Genomic DNA, 20,326 nt, shown 5'->3' with positions numbered 1-20,326 from the left:
CCTTGAGGACGCTATCGCGAGCAGGCTCACTCCTACAGGGGTAAGCATTCCAAATGCAGGCCTTCGCCTGCTCGCGATGAGGCCGGATCATTCACCCGAGATTTCCGACTTGCGCAACAGATAGGTATCCATGATCCACCCATGCTCAGCCCGGGCAGCCTTGCGCACCCGCTCGATCTCGGCCGCCACATCCTTGAGCTTGCCACTGATCAGAATTTCATCCGGTGTGCCCAGGTAGGCCCCCCAATAAATCTCTGTCTGCTGATCCGCCACATGGCGGTAGGAATCTTCCGCATCGAGCATCACCACCAGACTGTCGGTGTCGCTGACCTGCCCCGCCGCCAGCCGCCGGCCAGTGGTGATTTCAATTGACCGGCCAATGCTGTTCAACGGCACCTTATGTTGCGCGGCCAGCGCCTGAACACTGGTAATCCCGGGGATTACTTCAAACTCGAAAGTACAGCGGCCCGACGCGAGAATCGCCTGCAGGATACGAATGGTGCTGTCGTACAGCGCCGGGTCGCCCCACACGAGGAATCCGCCGCACTGCTCGTCAGCCAATTCTTTATTGATCAGTCGTTCGAAGGTTTCTTGCTTGGCGCGATTCAGATCATCGACCGCGCGGGTGTAGTCCACGTCGCCGCGCGCGCGCTCGGGGCTGTGGGATTCGACGAAGCGATACGCAGGATCGGTGATGTAACGCGCACAGATATCGCGACGCAGATCGATCAGTTTGTCCTTGCTCTGGCCTTTATCCATCAGAAAGAACACGTCCACCTGATTCAGCGCCTTCACCGCCTGCATCGTGATGTAGTCGGGATTGCCGGCGCCGATGCCGATGACCAGCAGTCGTTTCATCAAAGTGCTCCCGCAAGATCGATACCCGGCAAGCGTAGCCGCCAGATGCCGTTGAACCGCAGCTCAACCACTGACAGCGGTTCAACATCAATGGCGTTGAATCCGGCGCCCTGCACCACCTGCATCAATGCTGCGCGCACCACGAACGGATGAGTGATGGCGACGATGTGCCCCGGCACTCCTTGCAGGCTGGTCAGCCACCGCGCTACGCGTTCGCCCAATTGCATTACCGACTCACCACCATGGGGTGCCGCCTGTGGATCACTGATCCACGCCTGCAAGGCGTCAGCCTCGTGCACTTGCAGATCCTTGATCGCTTGCCCGTGCCAGCGCCCCCAATCGCAATCACGCAGCGCTGCGTCCACTTGCGGCGCCGCACCGAACCACTCAGCCGTCTGCCGGGTGCGCAACTCCGGCCCGCACGACAAAAGGCTGGCATTAGCGAATTGAGTCGCCAGCGCACCGAGCTTCAAAGGCTGATTTTCAACAGGTTCGTTCGTAGGAAAACGCGCCAATTTCTGTGCGACGGTTCGAGCATGGCAAATCAAAGTCAAACGGGTAGATAGCAAAGCACTGCACTCGATGAACATCAGGTAAATCGGCGGCAAGCGGCCGGTCTTGCGGCAATTGTGCCGTAAACCGGGCCGTTCAGGGGGCCTTGCAAGCTTGCCGTCCAACACACTGAAAGAGAAAAAACGGCAATGTCTGACACACCAATGGGCAATGGACTACAAGGGCCGTCGTCATCCGTGTAGGCCTTGTGACACAGGGGTCTGACGTTATTTAAACGCTGAATCGCTACCGCTAAAAATTCACTAGACATGTAACCTGAGTTACATAAATACTGTTTTAACGGATTATGAAACGAATTCAACACCCCCCTTCATCCAGCAGGAGCCCGGATGCCCCCTCTCAGAGACTTGATCACCGATCCCGGCCTGGAGCTGACGCCGTCTGAGCGCAAAGTGATTCGCGCCCTGCTCGACCAGTATCCACGCAACGGCCTGGGTCCGATGGCGCGTCTGGCCGAGCACGCCGGCGTCAGCGATCCGACCATCGTGCGGCTGGTGAAGAAGCTCGGATTCGGCGGTTACGCCGAGTTTCAGGACGCCCTGCTCAGCGACATGGACCACCGTCTGCGTTCGCCGCGCACCCTGCTACAGCCGCGTTCGCACCTGAACAAGGACGATGCCTGGGGCCATTATCTGGCCGACAGCCAGCGTCTGCTGGTGGAAACCCAGGCCCTGACGCAACCCGAAGACGTGCGCATTCTGCTCGACTGGCTGCTCGACACCCGGCACCAGATCTACTGCTTCGGCGGGCGCTTCAGCAGCCTGATGGCCAACTATCTGCTCAACCACTTGCGGCTGCTTCGACCCGGCTGTTTTGCCCTGGAAGACAACGCACAACTGCCCGACCGCCTGTTCGATCTGCAACGCCAGGACGTGGTGCTGCTGTTTGATTACCGGCGCTATCAGTCCCAGGCCCTGCGGGTGGCCTCGGCGGCGAAGAACAACAACGCGCGGGTGGTGCTGTTCACCGACATCTATGCCTCGCCGCTGCGTGAACTGGCTGACCTGATCATCAGCGCCCCGGTGGAATCGGCCTCACCGTTCGACACCATGGTGCCGGCGCTGGCCCAGGTCGAGGCGCTGATTGCCTGCCTGACCCTGCGCACCCCCGATCTGGCCGATCGCCTGGAAGGCATCGACGCCCTGCGCAACGACTTCAACACCCACCTGCTGGAGGATAAATAAGGATGTTCAGCCTTCCCCACCGCTCGCCGCGGGACTTGCCGTTTGTCACCGACCACACCGCGTTGCTGCTGGTGGACATGCAGCGTGCCTGGCTCGAACCGCAGTACGACCCGCACCTGAACGGCCCGGAAGCCGAATATTTCCTGACCCGCGCGCACATGCAGGTGGTGCCCAACCAGCGCCGTTTGCTCAGCGCCTTTCGCGAAGCGCGGCAGAACGTGCTGCACACGATTATCGAGAGCCTGACCGCCGACGGTCGCGACCGCTCGCTGGATCACAAGCTGTCAGACATGCACCTGCCCAAGGGCAGCACCCAGGCGCGGATCATCGACGACCTGACGCCAGTGGAAAACGAGATCGTGTTGCCGAAAACCTCGTCCGGGGTGTTCAACTCGACCAACATCGATTACGTCCTGCGCAACCTCGAAACCCGCCACCTGATCATCGCCGGCATCGTCACTGACCAGTGCGTCGACATGGCCGTGCGCGATGCCGCCGACCGCGGTTATCTGGTGACGCTTGTCGAAGACGCCTGCGCCACCTACACCCCGGCGCGGCATGACGCCTGCCTCAACGCGATCAAGGGTTACTGCTGGATCACCGACACACAAACCGTGCTCGGCCGCTTGCAGGAGATGCGCCCATGAGCGAGCGCCTGACGCCGTTGCCGATGACCACCATCGTCACCACCGACCTGATTGGCATCACCCGTGGCCGCTCGTTTCCCACCGATCAACTGGAGCATTATCACGCCGCCGGTTGCGGCTGGGTGCCGGCCAACAGTGCACTGACGCCCCAGGACATCATCGCCTCGACCAACCCATGGGGCGCTTATGGTGATTTGCGATTGATTCCGGATCTGAGCAGCCGCGTCACCGTCGGCAACGGCCCGGACGCCGCGGCACCAGCGCTGGACTTCATCCACGGCGACATTCGCGAGACCGATGGCCGCCCGTGGAGCGCCTGTCCGCGCACGTTGTTGCGCGATGAAATCGAGCGCTATCGCGACAACCTCGGCTTGCAGGTCAACGCCGCGTTCGAGCACGAATTCAACCTGCATGCCGGCTTTGCCGAGCATTTGGCGTTTTCCCTTGAAGCCCAGCGTCAGGGCGCCGAATTCGGCGGCTGGCTGCTCAGCGCCCTGCGCGCCGGCGGTGTCGAGCCAGAGATGTTCCTGCCCGAATACGGCAAGCACCAATACGAAATCACCTGCCGGCCGACGCTCGGTGTGGCGGCGGCGGATCGTGCGGTCAACGTGCGCGAGATCACTCGCGAAATCGCCCGGCAAATGGGCGTCGACGTCAGTTTCGCGCCGAAAACCAAGGCCGACGCGGTGTGCAACGGTGTGCACCTGCACGTCAGCCTGCTCGACCTGCAAGGTCTGCCGCTGCTTTACGACGCCGGCACCAGCAACGGTCTGTCAACCCTCGGCCAGCATTGGGCCGCGGGGATCCTGCATTACCTGCCAGCGCTGTGTGCGTTCACCGCGCCGACGCCGGTATCGTATGAACGCCTGCAGCCGCATCACTGGAGCGCGTCCTATGCGTGTCTGGGGCAGCAGAACCGTGAAGCGGCGTTGCGTATTTGTCCGACCGTGAGCCTGGGCGGCAAATCCGTGGCGGCGCAGTACAACCTGGAATTCCGCGCCATGGACGCTACCGCCTCGCCGCATCTGGCGATGGCCGCGCTGCTGATTGCCGGACGCCTGGGCATCGAACAGCGCCTTGCGCTGAACGCGATCACCGACGACATTCCCGATTCACTCAATGACGAGCAGCGCAAGGCCCGGGGCATCGTTGCCCTGCCCGCCTCGCTGGCGCAGGCGCTGGATTGCCTGCGTGACAGTGCAGCCTTCAATCAATGGCTGCCCAAGCCGTTGCTCGACACTTACCACGCCCTTAAAACCGAGGAACTGGCGCTGACGGAACAGCTCTCGCCCACTGACCTGTGTGAGCACTATGCACGCCTGTACTGAATCCGCCGAGCAGGGGTTGTACACCCGCCCGGTCTACAACCTGAGCCGCGAAGATTCATCGTATCCGTTGATCCTGGTGTGTGAGCACGCCAGCCGCTACATCCCCGAGGCCCTGAACAATCTGGGCCTGGACGATGCAGCCGCACGCGAACACATCGCCTGGGACATCGGCGCACTACAACTGGCTGAAAAGCTCTCGGAGAGACTCGGCGCGACGCTGTTGAGCGCTAACTATTCACGGCTGCTGATCGACCTCAATCGGCCCCGGCATGCCCCCGACAGCATTCCGGCGCAGAGCGAGATTTATCAGGTGCCCGGCAACCGCGACCTGGACGAAGCCACTCGCGAGTACCGGCGCCAGAGCTTGTTCAAACCGTTTCATGCCCGGCTGCAGACCCTGATCGACCAACGCGTCGCACAAGGCCAAGCGGTACGGGTGGTAGGGATTCACAGTTTTACCCCGGTGTATTACGGCCAGCCGCGGCCGCTGGAAGTCGGCGTGCTGTTCGGTCAGGCCAAAACGTACGCCCAGCGGGTGATCGATGGCCTCGGCCAGCACCCGCTGAAAGTCGCGGGCAACCAGCCGTACCGGATTGATCCGCTGGGTGACATGACCGTGCCGGTGCATGGCGATGCCCGAGGACTGGAATCGGTGTTGATCGAGGTGCGCAACGACCTGCTGCGCACTCCGGAAGCGGTATCGCTGTGGGCCGAACGCCTGGCACCGCTGCTGTAAAGACTGCTGACGCTGTAAACGATGGACCGATATAACAACTAAAAACGTTCGATAGGCTGACAAGGAGTTGCGCTTCATGGAAATAGAACAGTTCGGCTACAAACAGGAGTTGAAACGTAGCCTGACACTGACCGACCTGGTGGTGTACGGGATGATCTTCATGATCCCCATCGCCCCGTTTGGCGTGTATGGCTACGTCAATGCCGAGGCGCCCGGGATGGTGCCGCTGGCTTATATCATCGGCATGGTCGCGATGCTGTTCACTGCACTGAGCTACGGCAGCATGGCCAAGGCGTTTCCGATCGCCGGTTCGGTATATTCCTACGCGCAACGCGGCCTCAATCAACACGTCGGGTTCATCGCCGGCTGGCTGATGCTGCTCGACTACCTGCTGATTCCGCCGCTGCTGTACGTCTACGCGGCAATGGCCCTCAACCATCTGTACCCGGACATTCCGAAGGTCGGTTTCATTCTGGCGTTCCTGGTCAGCGCGACATTCGTCAACCTGCGCGGCATCACCTTCACCGCACGGATGAACATCATTTTCCTGCTGGCGCAGCTGGTGGTGCTGGGGATCTTCCTGTTCTACGCCTGGAATGCCCTGCACAACGGCGGCGGCAACGGCGAGCTGACCCTGGCGCCGCTGTATCACCCGGAAACATTCAACTTCGCTCTGCTGATGCAGGCCGTGTCGATTGCCGTACTGTCGTTCCTCGGCTTCGATGCAATCTCGACCCTCGCCGAAGAAATCAAGGGTGACCCGGGCAAAAGCGTCGGCCGTGCAGCGCTGATCACCCTGGTGGTGATGGGCGTGATTTTCGTCGCGCAAACCTGGATCGCCACCGATCTGGCCGCCGGCATGGGCTTCAAATCCGCCGACACCGCGTTCTATGAAATCGCCGAAATCGCGGCCGGCAGCTGGCTGGCAACCCTGACCGGTGTCGCCACGGCGCTGGCCTGGGGCGTTGCGGTGGCGATTACCTCGCAAGCCGCGGTGTCGCGCCTGCTGTTTGGCATGGCCCGCGATGGCAAGTTGCCGAAAGTGCTGGCCAAGGTGCACCCGAAGCACAACACCCCGTACCTGAGCATTTATCTGGTGGCGGTGCTGTCGCTGGTGATCTGCTACCTGTTCATCAACTCGGTGGACACCCTGACCTCGCTGGTCAACTTCGGAGCCCTCAGCGGTTTCATGCTGCTGCACCTGACAGTGATCAACTACTACTGGCGTCGGCAGAAGTCCGGTCAGGTCGTGCGCCACCTGATCTGCCCGGTGATCGGCTTCATCATCGTCGCCGCCATCATGTACAACATGGGCGTCGATGCGCAGAAACTCGGCCTGATCTGGATCGCTCTGGGTCTGGTGTACCTGTTCTTCCTGAACAAACTCGGCGCCAGCACCGCGCTGCCTGACCCGAGCAATGGCTGACAAGAAAAAGAGCGGCGTCTGACAACAAATCAGGCGACCGCCGCTTTAAAGCGTGGCAACCGACAGTGATAGTCAGGTTCGGTGGGGATCACCGGACCCTTTGATACAGGAGTGCATCCATGCTGGTCTTACGCCCAGTCGAGCCAACCGACCTGCCGCAATTGCAGCAACTGGCCCGCGACAGTCTGGTCGGCGTTACGTCGCTGCCGGACGACAGCGAACGCCTGCGCGAAAAAATCGCCGGTTCCTGCGCCTCGTTCGACAGTGACATTCAGGCGCAAGGCCCGGAGAACTACTTCTTCGTACTGGAAGACCTCGACACTCAGCGACTGGTCGGCTGTTCGGAGATCCTCGCCACTGCCGGTTTCAACGAACCGTTCTACAGCCTGCGCAACCGCCACTTCACCAGTGCCTCGCGGGAGCTGAACATCGAGCACGGGGTGCCGGCGCTGTCGCTGTGTCACGACCTCAACGACCACACCCTGCTGCGCGGTTTTCACATCGACAACGCGCTGGTGCGCAGCGCCTTTTCCGAATTGCTGTCGCGGGCGCGGCTGCTGTTCATCGCCGCTCACGCACAACGTTTCGCCGATGCGGTGATCACCGAAATCGTCGGCTACAGCGACGAGAACGGTCATTCGCCGTTCTGGGATGCACTGGGCAAGCACTTCTTCGACCTGCCCTACGTCGAGGCCGAGCGCCTGTGCGGTCTGCAAAGTCGCACGTTTCTCGCCGAACTGATGCCGCAGTACCCGATTTATGTGCCGATGCTGCCCCTGGCGGCGCAGGAATGCATCGGCCGGATTCACCCGGATGGCCAGGAAGCGTTCGACATCCTCGAACGTGAAGGCTTTGAAACCAACAGCTACATCGATCTGTTCGATGCGGGTCCAACCCTGTATGCGCGCACCGCGAACATCCGTTCGATCGCCCACAGCCAGACCGCCACCGTGCGCCAGCAAGCGCCGATCGACGCGCGTGGCCGTTATCTGTTGAGCAACGACGCACTGCACGGCTTCCGGGCCATCGTCGCCGAACTGGATTACCAGCCTGAGCAACCGCTGTCGCTGACGCCGGATCTGTGTGCCGCACTGAAGGTCACCGATGGCAGCACGATCAGGCTGATAGCCCTGTGAACCGCCCCCGGCTGCACAACCAACGACAGTGCCCGAACAGGCGCGTACAAGGAGTTACCGCATGATCGTCCGTCCGGTCAAAGTCAGCGACCTGCCAGCGCTGATGACCCTGGTGCAACAGGCCGGCCCGGGGTTCACCACCCTGCCGGCCAATGAGGATCGCCTCGCCCACCGGGTGCGCTGGGCCCAGCGCGCGTTCGCCGCACAGGTAGAACGCGCCGATGCCGATTATCTGTTCGTGCTCGAAGACGACGACCTGCGTGTGGTCGGCGTCAGCGCCCTGACCGGCGCGGTCGGCCTGCGCGAGCCGTGGTACAACTACCGGGTCGGCCTGACCGTGAGTTCGGCACCGGATCTGGGCATTTCGCGGCAGATCCCTACACTGTTTCTCAACAATGAGCTGACGGGCCAGTCGGAACTGTGTTCGCTGTTCCTGCACCCTGAACACCGCCATGGCAGCAACGGTCGATTGCTGTCGTTGGGGCGCCTGCTGTTCGTCGCCGAATTCCCGCAGCTGTTTGGTGAGAAGATGATCGCCGAACTGCGCGGCAGTGCCGATGAACTCGGTTGCTCGCCGTTCTGGGACAGCCTCGGCCGGCACTTTTTCAAGATGGATTTCAGCCACGCCGACCACTTGTCGGGCCTGGGCAACAAGTCGTTCATCGCCGAACTGATGCCGCGCCAGCCTTTGTACACCTGCATGCTCACCGAGCAGGCGCAAGCGGTCATCGGCCAACCGCACCCCAACACCGAACCGGCGCTGAAGATCCTGCGCGCAGAAGGCTTCACGCATAAGGGCTACATCGACATCTTCGACGGCGGCCCGGTGATCGAAGCGCCGATCGGCGGCATTCGTACCGTGCGCGACAGCCTGGCGCTGACTCTGAGCCTAGGCACGCCAGACGAACAGGCCCCCTTATGGCTGATCCACAACCGTCGCCTGGAGAACTGCCGCATCACCGTGGCCGCCGGTCGTCTGGTCGGCAATACCCTGGTGGTCGACCGCCTCACCGCCAAGCGCCTGCAACTGCAACCGGGCAATTCGGTGCGCGCTGCGTTGCTGCCCAGGCAACAGCAACAGGCGGTAGCGGCCTGAACTCGGGCCCTGCCACTGGAAATCCGCTGATTGCAGATGAAACCTTTCAGCCGCTGGAACCATCATCAACGCCTCACTCGCAAATTCGTCATGAACCTTGACCCATTCGCGTGATAGCCTTTTCATTCTTCGGCGTTGACACCTTTGCTCAAGCCGTTCCATTCCTTTGTATTGGTGGAACTCGTATGACCAGGCTTTCCCATCAAGATTTGCGCCGTAACTTCCGTCAATTGCTGGCTTCGGACACCTGCTACCACACCGCCTCGGTGTTCGATCCGATGTCCGCGCGCATTGCCGCTGACCTGGGTTTTGAAGTGGGGATCCTCGGCGGCTCCGTGGCCTCGCTGCAAGTGCTGGGCGCCCCCGACTTTGCCCTGATCACCCTCAGCGAGTTCGCCGAACAGGCCACCCGCATCGGCCGCGTCGCCCAACTGCCGGTGATCGCTGACGCCGACCACGGCTACGGCAACGCCCTTAACGTGATGCGCACCATCGTCGAACTGGAACGCGCCGGCGTCGCCGCCCTGACCATCGAAGACACCCTGCTGCCGGCGCAATTCGGCCGCAAATCCACCGACCTGATCTCGGTCGCCGAAGGCGTCGGCAAGATCCGCGCGGCGCTGGAAGCCCGGGTCGATTCGGAAATGGCGATCATCGCCCGCACCAACGCCGGGATCCTGCCAAATCAGGAAATCATCAGCCGTACCAAGCAATACCAGGCTGCCGGTGCCGATGGCATCTGCATGGTCGGCGTGCAGGACTTCGATCAGCTTGAGCAAATTGCCGAGCACCTGAGCGTCCCGCTGATGCTGGTCACTTACGGCAACCCGGCGCTGCGCGACGACAAGCGCCTGGCTGAACTCGGCGTACGCGTGACCATCGACGGCCATGGCGCCTATTTCGCGGCGATCAAGGCAACGTACGACAGCCTGCGCGAACAGCGGCAGATCTTCACCCAGGCCTCCGACCTGAGCGCCACGGAACTCACGCACACCTACACCCAGCCTGAGGATTACATTCTCTGGGCGAAGGAATACATGAGCGTGAAGGAATGATTGCCCTCTGATCCGAAGAGCCTCGGGCAACTCTAAAGATGGCCGGTAGACGCAATGTCACCGGCCAGTTGCGAGGACAGGCGAATTAATTGCCGCCAACTTCTACCCAGCGATACACACCCACAAACAAACACCAACATTTAACAACAACTACTGAGTTGATATTAACTATCGCCTCCTTATAATCGCAAACCGTTAAACAGCAAAAACTTTAACACCCGAACATCAAACTTAAATTTATATACCGAGCAATATTCCGCTCAACTCACGACAAGGATTCGTCATGAAAACCGTTACTGCCAATTGGCATACAACGCCTCTGCTGCGCGCAGAAACCAAAGTCATCAACATGCCAACCAAGTCCGCCCACGCGGCCAACTGCCCGGGCTGGGACGGCCTGCGATTTAACGTCGGCAACCTTCACGAGATCAAGAAACTCCGTACGCTGCCCGCTCAGGCTTAACCCCCGGGGCTGTACCGCAGATGTCAGCGTTCAGGCAACTTCAGCGCTGACATCTGCTGACCAAAACAAAATAACAAACCCTGATTATTGCGCCTGATCAAATATTCGCAAACGTACATTTGACAGCACAAAAACAAAGCGACTTCCCATGATAAAAAACCTGCTCAACCCAGACTTGACGCCTGACCAGCTTATTACCTGCATCAAGACAACAAACATGGGGAACGAAGTAAAGCGTCTGGCCGACCAGTTATCCGAACCTGCAACAGATACCGAGAATTTATCCCGTCACGCCGCGATCATGAAAGCGACGAACATCCACACTGGAACGTTGACGTTATATTGCAACAAAGATGGAAACATCAGCCTCAAGGCACCTGATAACGCACCCGCGCCTGAGCAATTCTATTCCGTACCCGGAAACAGCGTTTTGTTCGCCATCAACGGGCAATCGTATTCCATTCAGCTTTATCGGCTGGACGGTGAATATCTGACTCGCGCAGAACAGGTGATCGTGGATGCCGAAAATCCGTTGTTCATCGACGGCAGCAAAACGCTGTACGACAGCAATCCCGAAGGAAACGGGCACCCGGCGTTTATCGGCAGCATCAATCTGCCCGATAGAACCGCAGACATCAGTGTGTTCGACCCTCGCTCATTGCGCAAAATCGGCTGGTTCCCTCATGACGACAGCGCCGCGCGCTTTCTGGTGAGTCTTGAATTGCTTGAAGCGGCACAGGACCCCGGAGCCTGCAAAGTGGCTCAGGAGTTGATTTATCACTATCACCCCGCTGTCGCCTGGAAGGCCTTTCAGATGATCAGTAGAACGGATCGACAGACCGCGCTGAATTGCGCCCCGCTGTTGAGAAACCTGCAAGACAGTCGCCTGAACCATTTACTCGACCAGTGTGAGGCGGCATGAAACTGCAGACATTTATTGAGCGTATGGCGACTTACGACCTGCAGACGGACAGTTCAAGGATCGTGGAAGATCTGCGTCAACTGGCAACTAACCGCACGTTGTTGAGCGAGTACCTCTACACCACGATTCAACAGGACGGTTTCAGTACCAAAAACAGGCTTTACGGGGCCTATGCATTTGTCCTGCACTCCAACGATCTGTTTACCGTTCGCCTGGGTTTCTGGTCGCCGGTCACGTCACGGGACGAAAGGGAAACCTTTATCTACGACCTCAACCACAGCCATGACTTCGAACTCTATTGCGTGGGTTACAGCGGTGACGGCTACACCACCGTTTCGCGAGAGATTCTGAATCAGGCGCCGCTGCAGGCTGGCAGAAGGCCCGAGCTCGGCGAAGAACGAATCCTTAAACTTATTCCGGGTGAGGTGCTGCACATGCTTCCACTAAAGGAAGTACACAAACAGCTCCCCCCTGAAACGATGTCCGCCTCGCTGAGTTTGCTTATTCATCCTCCGCAGGCAGCCAAAACCGAAGAAGCCTGGTGCTTCGACGACAATCTGGTGCCGACTTATCCCGGCATCGCCCGCCAGGAGACAGCGCTCTATGACAGCCTGCTGTCCCGGCTACAACGTGAGCAGACTTCACTGCTCACTCAATCAGAAAGGAAATCTGCATGAACAAGCAACTCGATAACTGGAACCACACCCCACTGCTGCACGCCGGCGCCAACGTCATCAACACACCGGTTGCAACCGCTGCGGCATCGCCATGTGCAGGCATCATTCCACGGTACAACGTGGGCAACATTCACGAAATCAAGCAGTTCTGGAACATGCCGCAATCCGCTTGATTTTTGCTGGCCCGGCGCACTATGAGGTTCAAGAAGTAGTGCGTCGGCCGGCCTGACGCCATCGCGAGCAGGCTCACTCCTACAGTGGATCTGTGTCGAACACCAATGCTGTGTTCACTGAAGATCCTCTGTGGGAGCGGGCTTGCTCGCGAAAGCGTCAGTTGCAGCACCGCCCAACCGCGGGAGTCAGCGCTTGGCCAGCTCCATGATCATCCGCGACAACAGATAAATCCGTGGCGTCACGCTCGCCACTTCGGCGTATTCCTCCGGCGTATGAATATTGCCGCCGACTATCCCGAAACCATCCAGCGTCGGCGTGCCCACGCCGGCTGACAGGCTGGCATCCGCCGCCCCACCACTGCCCTCCTCGGTCAACTTGCGGCCGATCTCGCCGTAAATCCCCTGGGCCATGGCCATCAAGCGATCCGACTCCGCCGTCTGCGGCATCGGTGGCAACCCGCGCTTGAGGCTGGTGGTCACTTCAGTTTCCGGAATCAGCTTGTCCTGCGACACCCGCGCCAGGTCTTTCTCGATCCGGTCGAATTCTTCCGGCACGGCTGCGCGCACGTCAGCCTTGGCGATCGCATGATCCGGGATCACGTTGGTGCGATCTCCGGCCTGGAGCACAGTGAAGTTGATCGTGGTTTTCTTCGCCTCGTCGCCGAGTTTGCCCAACTGCAGAATCTGGTGCGCGGCTTCCATCGCCGCGTTACGCCCCAGTTCCGGTGCGACCCCGGCATGCGCCGCTTTGCCCTTGACCTCGATCAGCGCCGTCGCGCTGCCCTTGCGCCACACCACCAGACCATCGGCCGGCCGCCCTGGTTCGAGGTTGAGGGTTACGTCATGCGCCTTGGCGGTTTTCTTGATCAGGTCGGTGGCGACGTCCGAGCCGGTTTCTTCGCTGGCATCGAGCAGGAAGGTGATTTGCGCGTAGTCCTTGAAGTCGAGACTCTTCAGAATCTTCAACGCGTAGATCCCGGCGACGATGCCGCCCTTGTCGTCCATCACCCCCGGCCCGTAGGCACGCCCGTCCTTGATGTGGAACGGGCGCTCGGCGGCGGAGCCTTCCTTGAACACCGTGTCCATGTGCGCCATCAGGAGGATTTTCGCTTTGCCGGTGCCTTTGAAGGTGGCCAGCACGTGATTGGATTTTTCCGGGGCATTGGGCACTAGCTCGATGGTGGCGCCGAGTTTTTTCAACTCCTCGATGGCGATCTCGCTGACTTGCTTGAGCCCAGGCTCATAACCGGAACCGGAGTCGATGTTGACCAGCCGTTCCAGCAGTTTCAGGGCTTCGGGTTGATACTGTTCGGCGTCGGCCAGCACTTGTTTGTGCGGTTCGGCGAAGGCGCCGGCAGCACTGAAGGCGAGGGACAGGCCGAGGCTGGCGGCCAGCAGGGAGCGGGGGAATGCGAACGTCATGAATCGATCCTTGTTTCGCGTCGGGGGGACTCAAACCGTACCTGACATCGACGCAAGGCTCTATACCGGATGCGACATCTCTGCGGCCGACACCGAACACTTGTAGGCCTTCGCCTGCTCGCAATAGCGGAGTGTCAGCCGACATCAATGCCGCTGACAGAACGCCTTCGCGAGCAAGCCCGCTCCCACAGGGGACGGCGGTGATAGATCAGACCGAATCGAGCAGTTCCTGCTTCGGCAGATCGTCACTGTTGCAGATCACCCGATTGCGCCCGGTCGCCTTGGCCTCGTACAGCGCCTGATCGGCCTCATTGAGCCAACGGGTCGCGTCGCCATGCGCCGGATCGTACGCCGCCAGACCAATGCTCAGACTGACCTTGAGCGCCGGGTTCTGCTCGTAACCCAGGGTGGCGAAACGCTCGCGCAAGGCTTCCATGGCCTGCGCGGCATTGAACAACGGCAGGTCGGGCAGGATCACGCAGAACTCGTCGCCGCCATAGCGCCCGGCGACATCCGCCGCACGCAGGTTCTGTTTGAGCATTTTGCTCAACTGGCGCAGCACGATGTCACCTGCCACGTGGCCATAGGTGTCGTTGATCGCCTTGAAATGGTCGATGTCGATCAACGCAATCGCCGCGCCTTGCTTCTGTCGGCGGCAACGTTGAAATTCGACTTCCAGTTGATCCTTCCAGGCGCCGTGATTGAGCAGCCCGGTTAGGCTGTCGGTGCGGCTCAGGGCCAGCAACTCACGCTTGTGCAGGCCCAGCGTAGAGGCCTGGCGAAAGCAGATCCAGCCCAGCGCCAACGGGTACAGCATCAGCAACGGCAGGCACGCATACAGCTGCAAGGGTGAGGTTTGCGGGATAAACGCCGGGGCGAAAACCACCAGGCCGACGCCGATCCCGAGGATCTGCGCCGCCAGGCCCGCCGCGAGAAAACGCAAACCGCCGATGGCGACATTATTCATCGCCATCATCGAAACGGTGGTGGCACTGGGCAGCGGATTGAACTGCATGGCGGCGACCCAGAAGCCGCCCATAAAGGCGTCAACCAACAGATTGCGGTGTTCCGCATGGTAAGGAACGCTGGAACGACGGGCCCATTGAAACGCCAGATGCGGCCAGACCAAGCCATTGAACAGCATCAACGCCCAGACCCACAGCGGCGGGTCGAGCGGGTACATCGCCGCGCTCACGCACAACAGCCCCAGCACCAGCCCGAGGGTTCGCGATGTATAAAGCCTCCTGGCCAATGAAAGTCCCTTTCCCCCCTTGTTTCGCATAAGGGCCTCGAGCACTCAACGGAACCTGCGAACACCGTCAGACGGATGTGCTGGAAGTCTAACAGGCAGCCGTTAAATAGCCATCACCGGCCAGCCCGCTCCCACAATGCAAATTTTTAGCTATACCTGAAAGGACGAAAACGGAAAAACGACTATAAGAAGGAAGCTCATGCGGACCTACCGAGTGTTGATCATCGGCAGCGGATTTGGCGGCCAATGTGCGGCGGTCAACTTGCTCAAGGCCGGGATCGACGATTTTCGCCTGCTGGAACGACGGGATTTCTTCGGCGGCACCTGGTGCCAGAATACCTACCCCGGCGCAGCGGTGGATGTGCCGTCGCCGCTCTACTCGCTGTCGTTTGCACCATTTCCCTGGACGCAGATGTTCGCAACCCAGGCCGAATTGCATCGCTACACCGAACACGTCATCGAGCGCTTCGGTCTGCGCGAACGCGTGGAGCTGCAAACCAACGTCGAACGCATCGAATGGAACGACGCCGAAAAGCGCTGGGCGGTGCACACCAGCCAAGGGATTTTCTACGCGCAGTTCGTGATCAACGCCTCCGGGCCGCTGAGCCAACCGGTGATCCCACCCTTCCCTGGCCTGGATCGCTTTCAGGGCAAGACGTTTCATACAAACAATTGGGATCACAGCTACGACTACAAGGGTAAACGCGTGGCCATCGTCGGCAGCGGCGCCAGTGCCGCGCAGGTCATTCCGGCGATAGCCCTTGAGGTCGAGCAACTGCATGTGTTCCAGCGCACGCCACATTGGGTGCTGCCGCGCGCCGATCGCCGCTTCGGCCGTTTCCAGCGCTGGCTGCTGGGGGTGAAACCGGCCTACAAGCTGCTGCGCTGGCTGCTCTACTGGCAATTCGAAACCCGGGTCATCGCCTTCAAATACTCAAAACCGGCGATTCATTTGGTCCAGCGCCAGGCCCTGCGTTTTCTCAAGCAACAGGTGCCGGACCCGGTATTGCGCGCAAAACTCACCCCGGATTTCACCATCGGTTGCAAGCGCATCCTGCTTTCCAGCACCTATTATCCGGCGCTGACCCGGCCCAACGTCACACTGCACAGCCGCGAGCAAGGCATCGCCGCGCTCGACGAAACCGGCATCCTCACCCAGGACGGTCAACACATCGACGTCGACCTGATTGTCTGGTCCACCGGCTACGACGCCACCGACGGCGTGGTCTCCTATCCGGTGACCGGCAAGCACGGCGTGCAACTCAAGGATGTCTGGGCGCAGTACCCGCGCGCCTACCTGGGCACCAGCCTGCCGGACTTTCCCAACCTGTTTATCGTCACCGGGCCCAACACCGGCATCGGGCATACCTCGGCGCTGTTCATCATCGAAGCGCAGATGAACTACATCCTCGACTGCATCCACACCTTGCAGTCAAAAGGCCTGCACAGCATCGAAGTGCGCCCCGAGGCGGAACGTACCTACACTGCAATGATCCACCGTGAGATGGAACGCACGGTATGGAAGTCCGGTGGCTGTCACAGTTGGTATCAGAGCAAGAGCGGTCATGTGATCGCGATATTTCCGGGCTTCAGTTTCAGCTACTACCGGTTGACCCGGGCGCTGAAACCGGCTGACCACATTCTGTCCTGAACACGTAAAAGGAAGACGTCGATGCTTGTGCTGTTTGTCGCTCTCGCGGTTTTCGTGGCCTGGAGCTGGTTGAGTTACCCGGCGGTCGGGCATTGGCTGTATGACCTGAGCACGGCGCTCGAGGCCAAGTTGTACAAGTTGCACAAAATCGAGGTGCCGATTGCCGAAATGACGGTATCGACCTGGCAAGGTGGCCCCTATGAGGCGGCCAGCGCGATCCTGATGCTGCACGGCTACAGCGCCGAGAAAAATCTGTGGCTGCGCTTCGCCAGGCACTTTGTCCGCCAGTACCGGGTGATCATCCCGGACCTCGCCGGCCACGGTGAAACCGGGTTCAAGGCCGGTGGCGGCTACGACATTCCGCTGCAGGCCAAGCGCATGATCCAGTTGCTCGACGTCTGCGGCGTGGAGAAGGTCCACGTGATCGGCAACTCGATGGGCGGCTACATCGCGGCGTGGCTGGCAGCGACCTATCCCGAGCGGATCGCCTCGGTGGCGCTGATCGACCCGGCCGGCGTCACCGCGCCGGAAGCCAGCGACATGGAGCGCCATCTGGCTCGTGGGCATAACCCGTTCCTGATCAATTCGAGGGAAGAGTTCCGGCAGTTTTATGCCATGACCATGGCCTCGCCGCCGTGGGTGCCCGGGCTGGTACTGGACGCCATCGCTCAGCGATACGAGCGTCAGCGTGATGAACTGGAAGAGATCTTCCGCGACTTTCGCGCCAGCCCGCCGATGGAGCCGAAACTGGCCGAGATCAAATGCCCGGCGCTGCTGTTGTGGGGCCGCAAGGATCGCTTGATCGACGTCAGCAGCGTGCCGGTGTGGAGCAAGGGTATCGCCAATCTGCGGGTCGAAGTGTGGGACGGCGTCGGGCACATGCCGATGGTCGAACAGCCGGGGAATACTGCGCGGTTGTATCGGGAGTTTCTGGGCAATCAGCGATGACAGCCACCACTACCCTTGTGGTGAGGGGATTTATCCCCGATGGGTTGCGGAGCAACCCCAGTTCCAGCACTAAGCTGAATCAGACACACCGCATTCTCTGGGTTGGGGCTGCTGCGCAGCCCATCGGGGCGGTGCGACGTTTCGCTAAATCCCCTCACCACAATGAATTTCCTCACCACCTTAAGTCTCACTCATCCAAAGAATTGAGGTTGGCAGAAGGTTATGTGAAATGAACATTCTCTACGACGAACGCCTCGATGGCCCGCTACCGGAGGTGAACAAGGCTGAACTGCTGAAAACCCTGCGGCATGCCGTTCCGGACCTCGACCTTCTCTGGCGCGAAGACGAACTCAAGCCGTACGAGTGCGACGGCCTCTCGGCCTACCGCACCACGCCAATGCTGGTGGCCCTGCCCCGGCGACTCGATCAGGTGCAGGCCCTGCTCAAGCTCTGTCATCAACACAACGTGCCGGTGGTTGCCCGTGGCGCTGGCACCGGGTTGTCGGGCGGCGCGCTGCCGCTGGAAAAAGGCCTGCTGCTGGTGATGGCGCGGTTCAACAACATCCTGCACATCGACCCGGCGGCCCGCAACGCGCGGGTGCAACCCGGGGTGCGCAATCTGGCGATCTCCCAGGCAGCCGCGCCGTTCGGCCTGTATTACGCGCCGGACCCGTCTTCGCAGATTGCCTGCTCGATCGGCGGCAACGTCGCGGAAAACGCCGGCGGCGTGCATTGCCTCAAGTACGGTCTGACCGTACACAACCTGCTGAAAATCGAAGTGCTGACCATCGAAGGCGAACGCCTGACGCTGGGCAGCGACGCCCTCGATTCGCCGGGTTTCGATTTGCTGGCCCTGTTCACCGGTTCCGAGGGCTTGCTGGGGATCATCACTGAAGTAACGGTCAAACTGCTGCCCAGACCGCAGGTCGCCAAAGTGCTGCTGGCCAGTTTCGACTCGGTGGAAAAGGCTGGCCGCGCCGTGGCTGACATCATCGCCGCGGGGATCATTCCCGGTGGCCTGGAGATGATGGACAACCTCGCCATCCGCGCCGCCGAAGACTTCATCCACGCCGGTTACCCGGTCGATGCCGAGGCAATCCTGTTGTGCGAACTCGATGGCGTCGAAGCCGATGTCCACGACGATTGCCTGCGGGTCCGCGAGGTCATGACCCGGGCCGGTGCCAGCGAAGTGCGTCAGGCCCGCGATGAAGCCGAGCGCGTGCGCTTCTGGGCCGGGCGCAAAAACGCTTTTCCGGCGATCGGTCGCTTGTCGCCGGATTACTACTGCATGGACGGCACCATCCCGCGCCGCGAGTTGCCCGGCGTGCTGCAAGGCATCGCCCGCCTCGGCGCCGAATACGGCTTGCGCGTGGCCAACGTGTTCCATGCCGGCGACGGCAACATGCACCCACTGATCCTGTTCGACGCCAACCAACCGGGCGAACTGCATCGCGCTGAAGCGCTGGGCGGGAAGATTCTCGAACTGTGCGTGCAGGTCGGCGGCAGCATCACCGGCGAACACGGGGTCGGCCGCGAGAAAATCAATCAGATGTGCGCGCAATTCAACAGCGCTGAACTGACGCTGTTCCACGGGGTAAAAGCCGCGTTCGACCCGCAAGGCCTGCTCAATCCCGGCAAGAACATCCCGACCCTGCATCGCTGCGCGGAATTCGGCGCCATGCACATTCATGCCGGGCAACTGCCATTCCCCGAACTGGAGCGCTTCTGATGGCTGATTTCGACGCCAGCGGCGCGCTGCTCGATCAGGTCAACGAGGCCCGGGCCAACGCCACGCCGTTGAAGATTCAGGGCGGCAACAGCAAGGCGTTTCTCGGCCGCGAAGTGGCCGGTGAAGTGCTCGACGTCCGCGCGCATCGCGGCATCGTGCGTTATGAACCGACGGAGCTGGTGGTCAGCGTGCGCGCCGGCACGCCGTTGCGCGAGTTGCTCGCGGCGCTTGACGCGGCCGGGCAGATGTTGCCCTGCGAGCCGCCGGCCTTCGGCGACAGCGCCACGGTGGGCGGGATGATCGCCAGCGGTTTGTCCGGGCCACGGCGGCCCTGGTCAGGTTCGGTGCGCGATTTTGTTCTCGGCACTCGGGTCATCACCGGGCTCGGCCAACACCTGCGCTTCGGTGGCGAGGTGATGAAAAACGTTGCCGGCTACGATCTCTCGCGCCTGTTGACCGGCAGTTTCGGCTGCCTCGGCGTGCTCACCGAAGTGTCGCTGAAAGTCCTGCCGAAACCGCGTCAGTGCCTGAGCATCCGCCTCGACCTCGATTGCGCCCGGGCGCTGGCGCGGCTTGCCGAATGGGGCCAGCAACCGTTGCCGATCAGCGGTGCCTGCCATGACGGACAAAGCCTGTATCTGCGCCTTGAGGGTGGCGAAGGTTCGGTCACCGCCGCCCATCAACGCCTCGGCGGTGAACCGCTGGACTCGGCTTTCTGGCGCGACTTGAACGAACAACGCCTGGGCTTTTTCGACGAAGGCCTGCCGCTGTGGCGCCTGTCGCTGCCAAACAATCTCGGGCCGCAGGACTTGCCCGGCCAGCAGTTGATCGACTGGGCCGGTGCGCAACGCTGGCTGAAATCCGATCACGAGCACATCCAGATCCTCGCCCAGGAACTCGGCGGGCACGCCACCTGCTTCACTCATGGCGCCAGCGACACACCGTTCCAGCCGTTGCCGCGCACGCTGATGCGTTATCACCAGCAACTCAAGGCGCAACTCGACCCGCAAGGGCTGTTCAACCCCGGCCGGATGTACGCGGAGTTCTAGC

Annotated in this window: 20 protein-coding genes; 16 read left to right on the top strand and 4 right to left on the bottom strand. The window is 60.8% G+C overall.

Features of this window, described 5'->3' with window-relative positions:
* Nucleotides 1-87: 87 nt before the first annotated feature.
* Both cobF and JFU48_RS18275 read right to left on the bottom strand, forming a co-directional pair.
* On the bottom strand, nucleotides 88-858 hold the full coding sequence (gene cobF, locus JFU48_RS18280) for a precorrin-6A synthase (deacetylating) (RefSeq protein ID WP_201137213.1): 771 nt from the start codon (nucleotides 856-858) through the stop codon (nucleotides 88-90).
* Nucleotides 858-1,448, bottom strand: coding sequence for a histidine phosphatase family protein (locus JFU48_RS18275; RefSeq protein WP_201138494.1), 591 nt, complete (start codon nucleotides 1,446-1,448; stop codon nucleotides 858-860). The genes cobF and JFU48_RS18275 overlap by 1 nt, the downstream gene beginning before the upstream one ends.
* Nucleotides 1,449-1,760: 312 nt before the next feature.
* On the opposite strand from JFU48_RS18275, the gene JFU48_RS18270 reads away from it, so the two are divergent.
* The 12 genes from JFU48_RS18270 (at nucleotide 1,761) to JFU48_RS18215 (ending at nucleotide 12,274) form a co-directional block, all read left to right on the top strand.
* Nucleotides 1,761-2,615, top strand: a complete 855-nt coding sequence (locus tag JFU48_RS18270) for a MurR/RpiR family transcriptional regulator (RefSeq protein ID WP_045122540.1) — start codon at nucleotides 1,761-1,763, stop codon at nucleotides 2,613-2,615.
* A gap of 2 nt (nucleotides 2,616-2,617) precedes the next feature.
* Nucleotides 2,618-3,262, top strand: coding sequence for an isochorismatase family cysteine hydrolase (locus JFU48_RS18265; RefSeq protein WP_003226202.1), 645 nt, complete (start codon nucleotides 2,618-2,620; stop codon nucleotides 3,260-3,262).
* Nucleotides 3,259-4,590: a glutamine synthetase gene (locus JFU48_RS18260; RefSeq protein WP_201137212.1), complete on the top strand. Its 1,332-nt coding sequence runs from the start codon at nucleotides 3,259-3,261 to the stop codon at nucleotides 4,588-4,590. Before JFU48_RS18265 ends, JFU48_RS18260 begins: the two co-directional genes overlap by 4 nt.
* Entirely contained in the window at nucleotides 4,574-5,326 is a 753-nt protein-coding gene (locus JFU48_RS18255; protein WP_003226206.1) for an N-formylglutamate amidohydrolase, read from the top strand. The genes JFU48_RS18260 and JFU48_RS18255 overlap by 17 nt, the downstream gene beginning before the upstream one ends.
* Nucleotides 5,327-5,402: 76 nt before the next feature.
* The gene (locus JFU48_RS18250) at nucleotides 5,403-6,752 is read left to right on the top strand and encodes an APC family permease (RefSeq protein ID WP_103485096.1); all 1,350 of its coding nucleotides are present in this window, start codon (nucleotides 5,403-5,405) and stop codon (nucleotides 6,750-6,752) included.
* Nucleotides 6,753-6,871: 119 nt separating this feature from the next.
* A complete protein-coding gene (locus JFU48_RS18245) occupies nucleotides 6,872-7,888 on the top strand; it encodes an arginine N-succinyltransferase (RefSeq protein ID WP_201137211.1) in 1,017 nt (338 codons plus the stop codon).
* A 61-nt stretch (nucleotides 7,889-7,949) separates the two neighbouring features.
* Nucleotides 7,950-8,984 carry an arginine N-succinyltransferase gene (gene astA, locus JFU48_RS18240; RefSeq protein WP_201137210.1) on the top strand — a complete coding sequence of 345 codons (1,035 nt, stop codon included), beginning with the start codon at nucleotides 7,950-7,952 and terminating at the stop codon, nucleotides 8,982-8,984.
* Between the two features lie 185 nt (nucleotides 8,985-9,169).
* On the top strand, nucleotides 9,170-10,039 hold the full coding sequence (locus JFU48_RS18235) for an isocitrate lyase/PEP mutase family protein (RefSeq protein ID WP_003226214.1): 870 nt from the start codon (nucleotides 9,170-9,172) through the stop codon (nucleotides 10,037-10,039).
* 283 nt (nucleotides 10,040-10,322) lie between these two features.
* Nucleotides 10,323-10,502: a hypothetical protein gene (locus tag JFU48_RS18230; protein WP_201137209.1), complete on the top strand. Its 180-nt coding sequence runs from the start codon at nucleotides 10,323-10,325 to the stop codon at nucleotides 10,500-10,502.
* A gap of 148 nt (nucleotides 10,503-10,650) precedes the next feature.
* The gene (locus JFU48_RS18225; RefSeq protein ID WP_201137208.1) at nucleotides 10,651-11,424 is read left to right on the top strand and encodes a hypothetical protein; all 774 of its coding nucleotides are present in this window, start codon (nucleotides 10,651-10,653) and stop codon (nucleotides 11,422-11,424) included.
* Nucleotides 11,421-12,101 carry a transposase gene (locus JFU48_RS18220; protein ID WP_201137207.1) on the top strand — a complete coding sequence of 227 codons (681 nt, stop codon included), beginning with the start codon at nucleotides 11,421-11,423 and terminating at the stop codon, nucleotides 12,099-12,101. The genes JFU48_RS18225 and JFU48_RS18220 overlap by 4 nt, the downstream gene beginning before the upstream one ends.
* A complete protein-coding gene (locus tag JFU48_RS18215) occupies nucleotides 12,098-12,274 on the top strand; it encodes a hypothetical protein (protein ID WP_003226222.1) in 177 nt (58 codons plus the stop codon). Before JFU48_RS18220 ends, JFU48_RS18215 begins: the two co-directional genes overlap by 4 nt.
* Nucleotides 12,275-12,460: 186 nt before the next feature.
* Here the strand turns inward: JFU48_RS18215 and JFU48_RS18210 are convergent, their stop codons facing one another.
* On the bottom strand, nucleotides 12,461-13,696 hold the full coding sequence (locus tag JFU48_RS18210) for a M20/M25/M40 family metallo-hydrolase (RefSeq protein ID WP_201137206.1): 1,236 nt from the start codon (nucleotides 13,694-13,696) through the stop codon (nucleotides 12,461-12,463).
* Between the two features lie 208 nt (nucleotides 13,697-13,904).
* Nucleotides 13,905-14,978, bottom strand: coding sequence for a diguanylate cyclase (locus JFU48_RS18205; protein WP_201137205.1), 1,074 nt, complete (start codon nucleotides 14,976-14,978; stop codon nucleotides 13,905-13,907).
* A gap of 169 nt (nucleotides 14,979-15,147) precedes the next feature.
* On the opposite strand from JFU48_RS18205, the gene JFU48_RS18200 reads away from it, so the two are divergent.
* From JFU48_RS18200 to glcE, 4 genes are all read left to right on the top strand, one after another.
* Complete coding sequence (locus JFU48_RS18200; RefSeq protein WP_201137204.1) at nucleotides 15,148-16,599, top strand: flavin-containing monooxygenase; 1,452 nt, start codon at nucleotides 15,148-15,150, stop codon at nucleotides 16,597-16,599.
* Between the two features lie 21 nt (nucleotides 16,600-16,620).
* Nucleotides 16,621-17,547 (top strand): alpha/beta fold hydrolase, encoded by a 927-nt coding sequence (locus tag JFU48_RS18195; RefSeq protein WP_201137203.1) that lies wholly within the window; start codon nucleotides 16,621-16,623, stop codon nucleotides 17,545-17,547.
* Nucleotides 17,548-17,776: 229 nt separating this feature from the next.
* Complete coding sequence (gene glcD, locus JFU48_RS18190; protein ID WP_201137202.1) at nucleotides 17,777-19,276, top strand: glycolate oxidase subunit GlcD; 1,500 nt, start codon at nucleotides 17,777-17,779, stop codon at nucleotides 19,274-19,276.
* Nucleotides 19,276-20,325, top strand: coding sequence for a glycolate oxidase subunit GlcE (gene glcE, locus JFU48_RS18185; protein WP_201137201.1), 1,050 nt, complete (start codon nucleotides 19,276-19,278; stop codon nucleotides 20,323-20,325). Before glcD ends, glcE begins: the two co-directional genes overlap by 1 nt.
* The last annotated feature ends 1 nt before the right edge of the window (nucleotide 20,326 follow it).

It is taken from the genome of Pseudomonas sp. TH49 (assembly GCF_016650625.1).
GTDB classification, from domain to species: Bacteria; Pseudomonadota; Gammaproteobacteria; order Pseudomonadales; family Pseudomonadaceae; genus Aquipseudomonas; species Aquipseudomonas fluorescens_H.
Note: the sequence above shows the minus strand (reverse complement) of the source record. Positions and strands in the feature narration are given on the sequence as shown.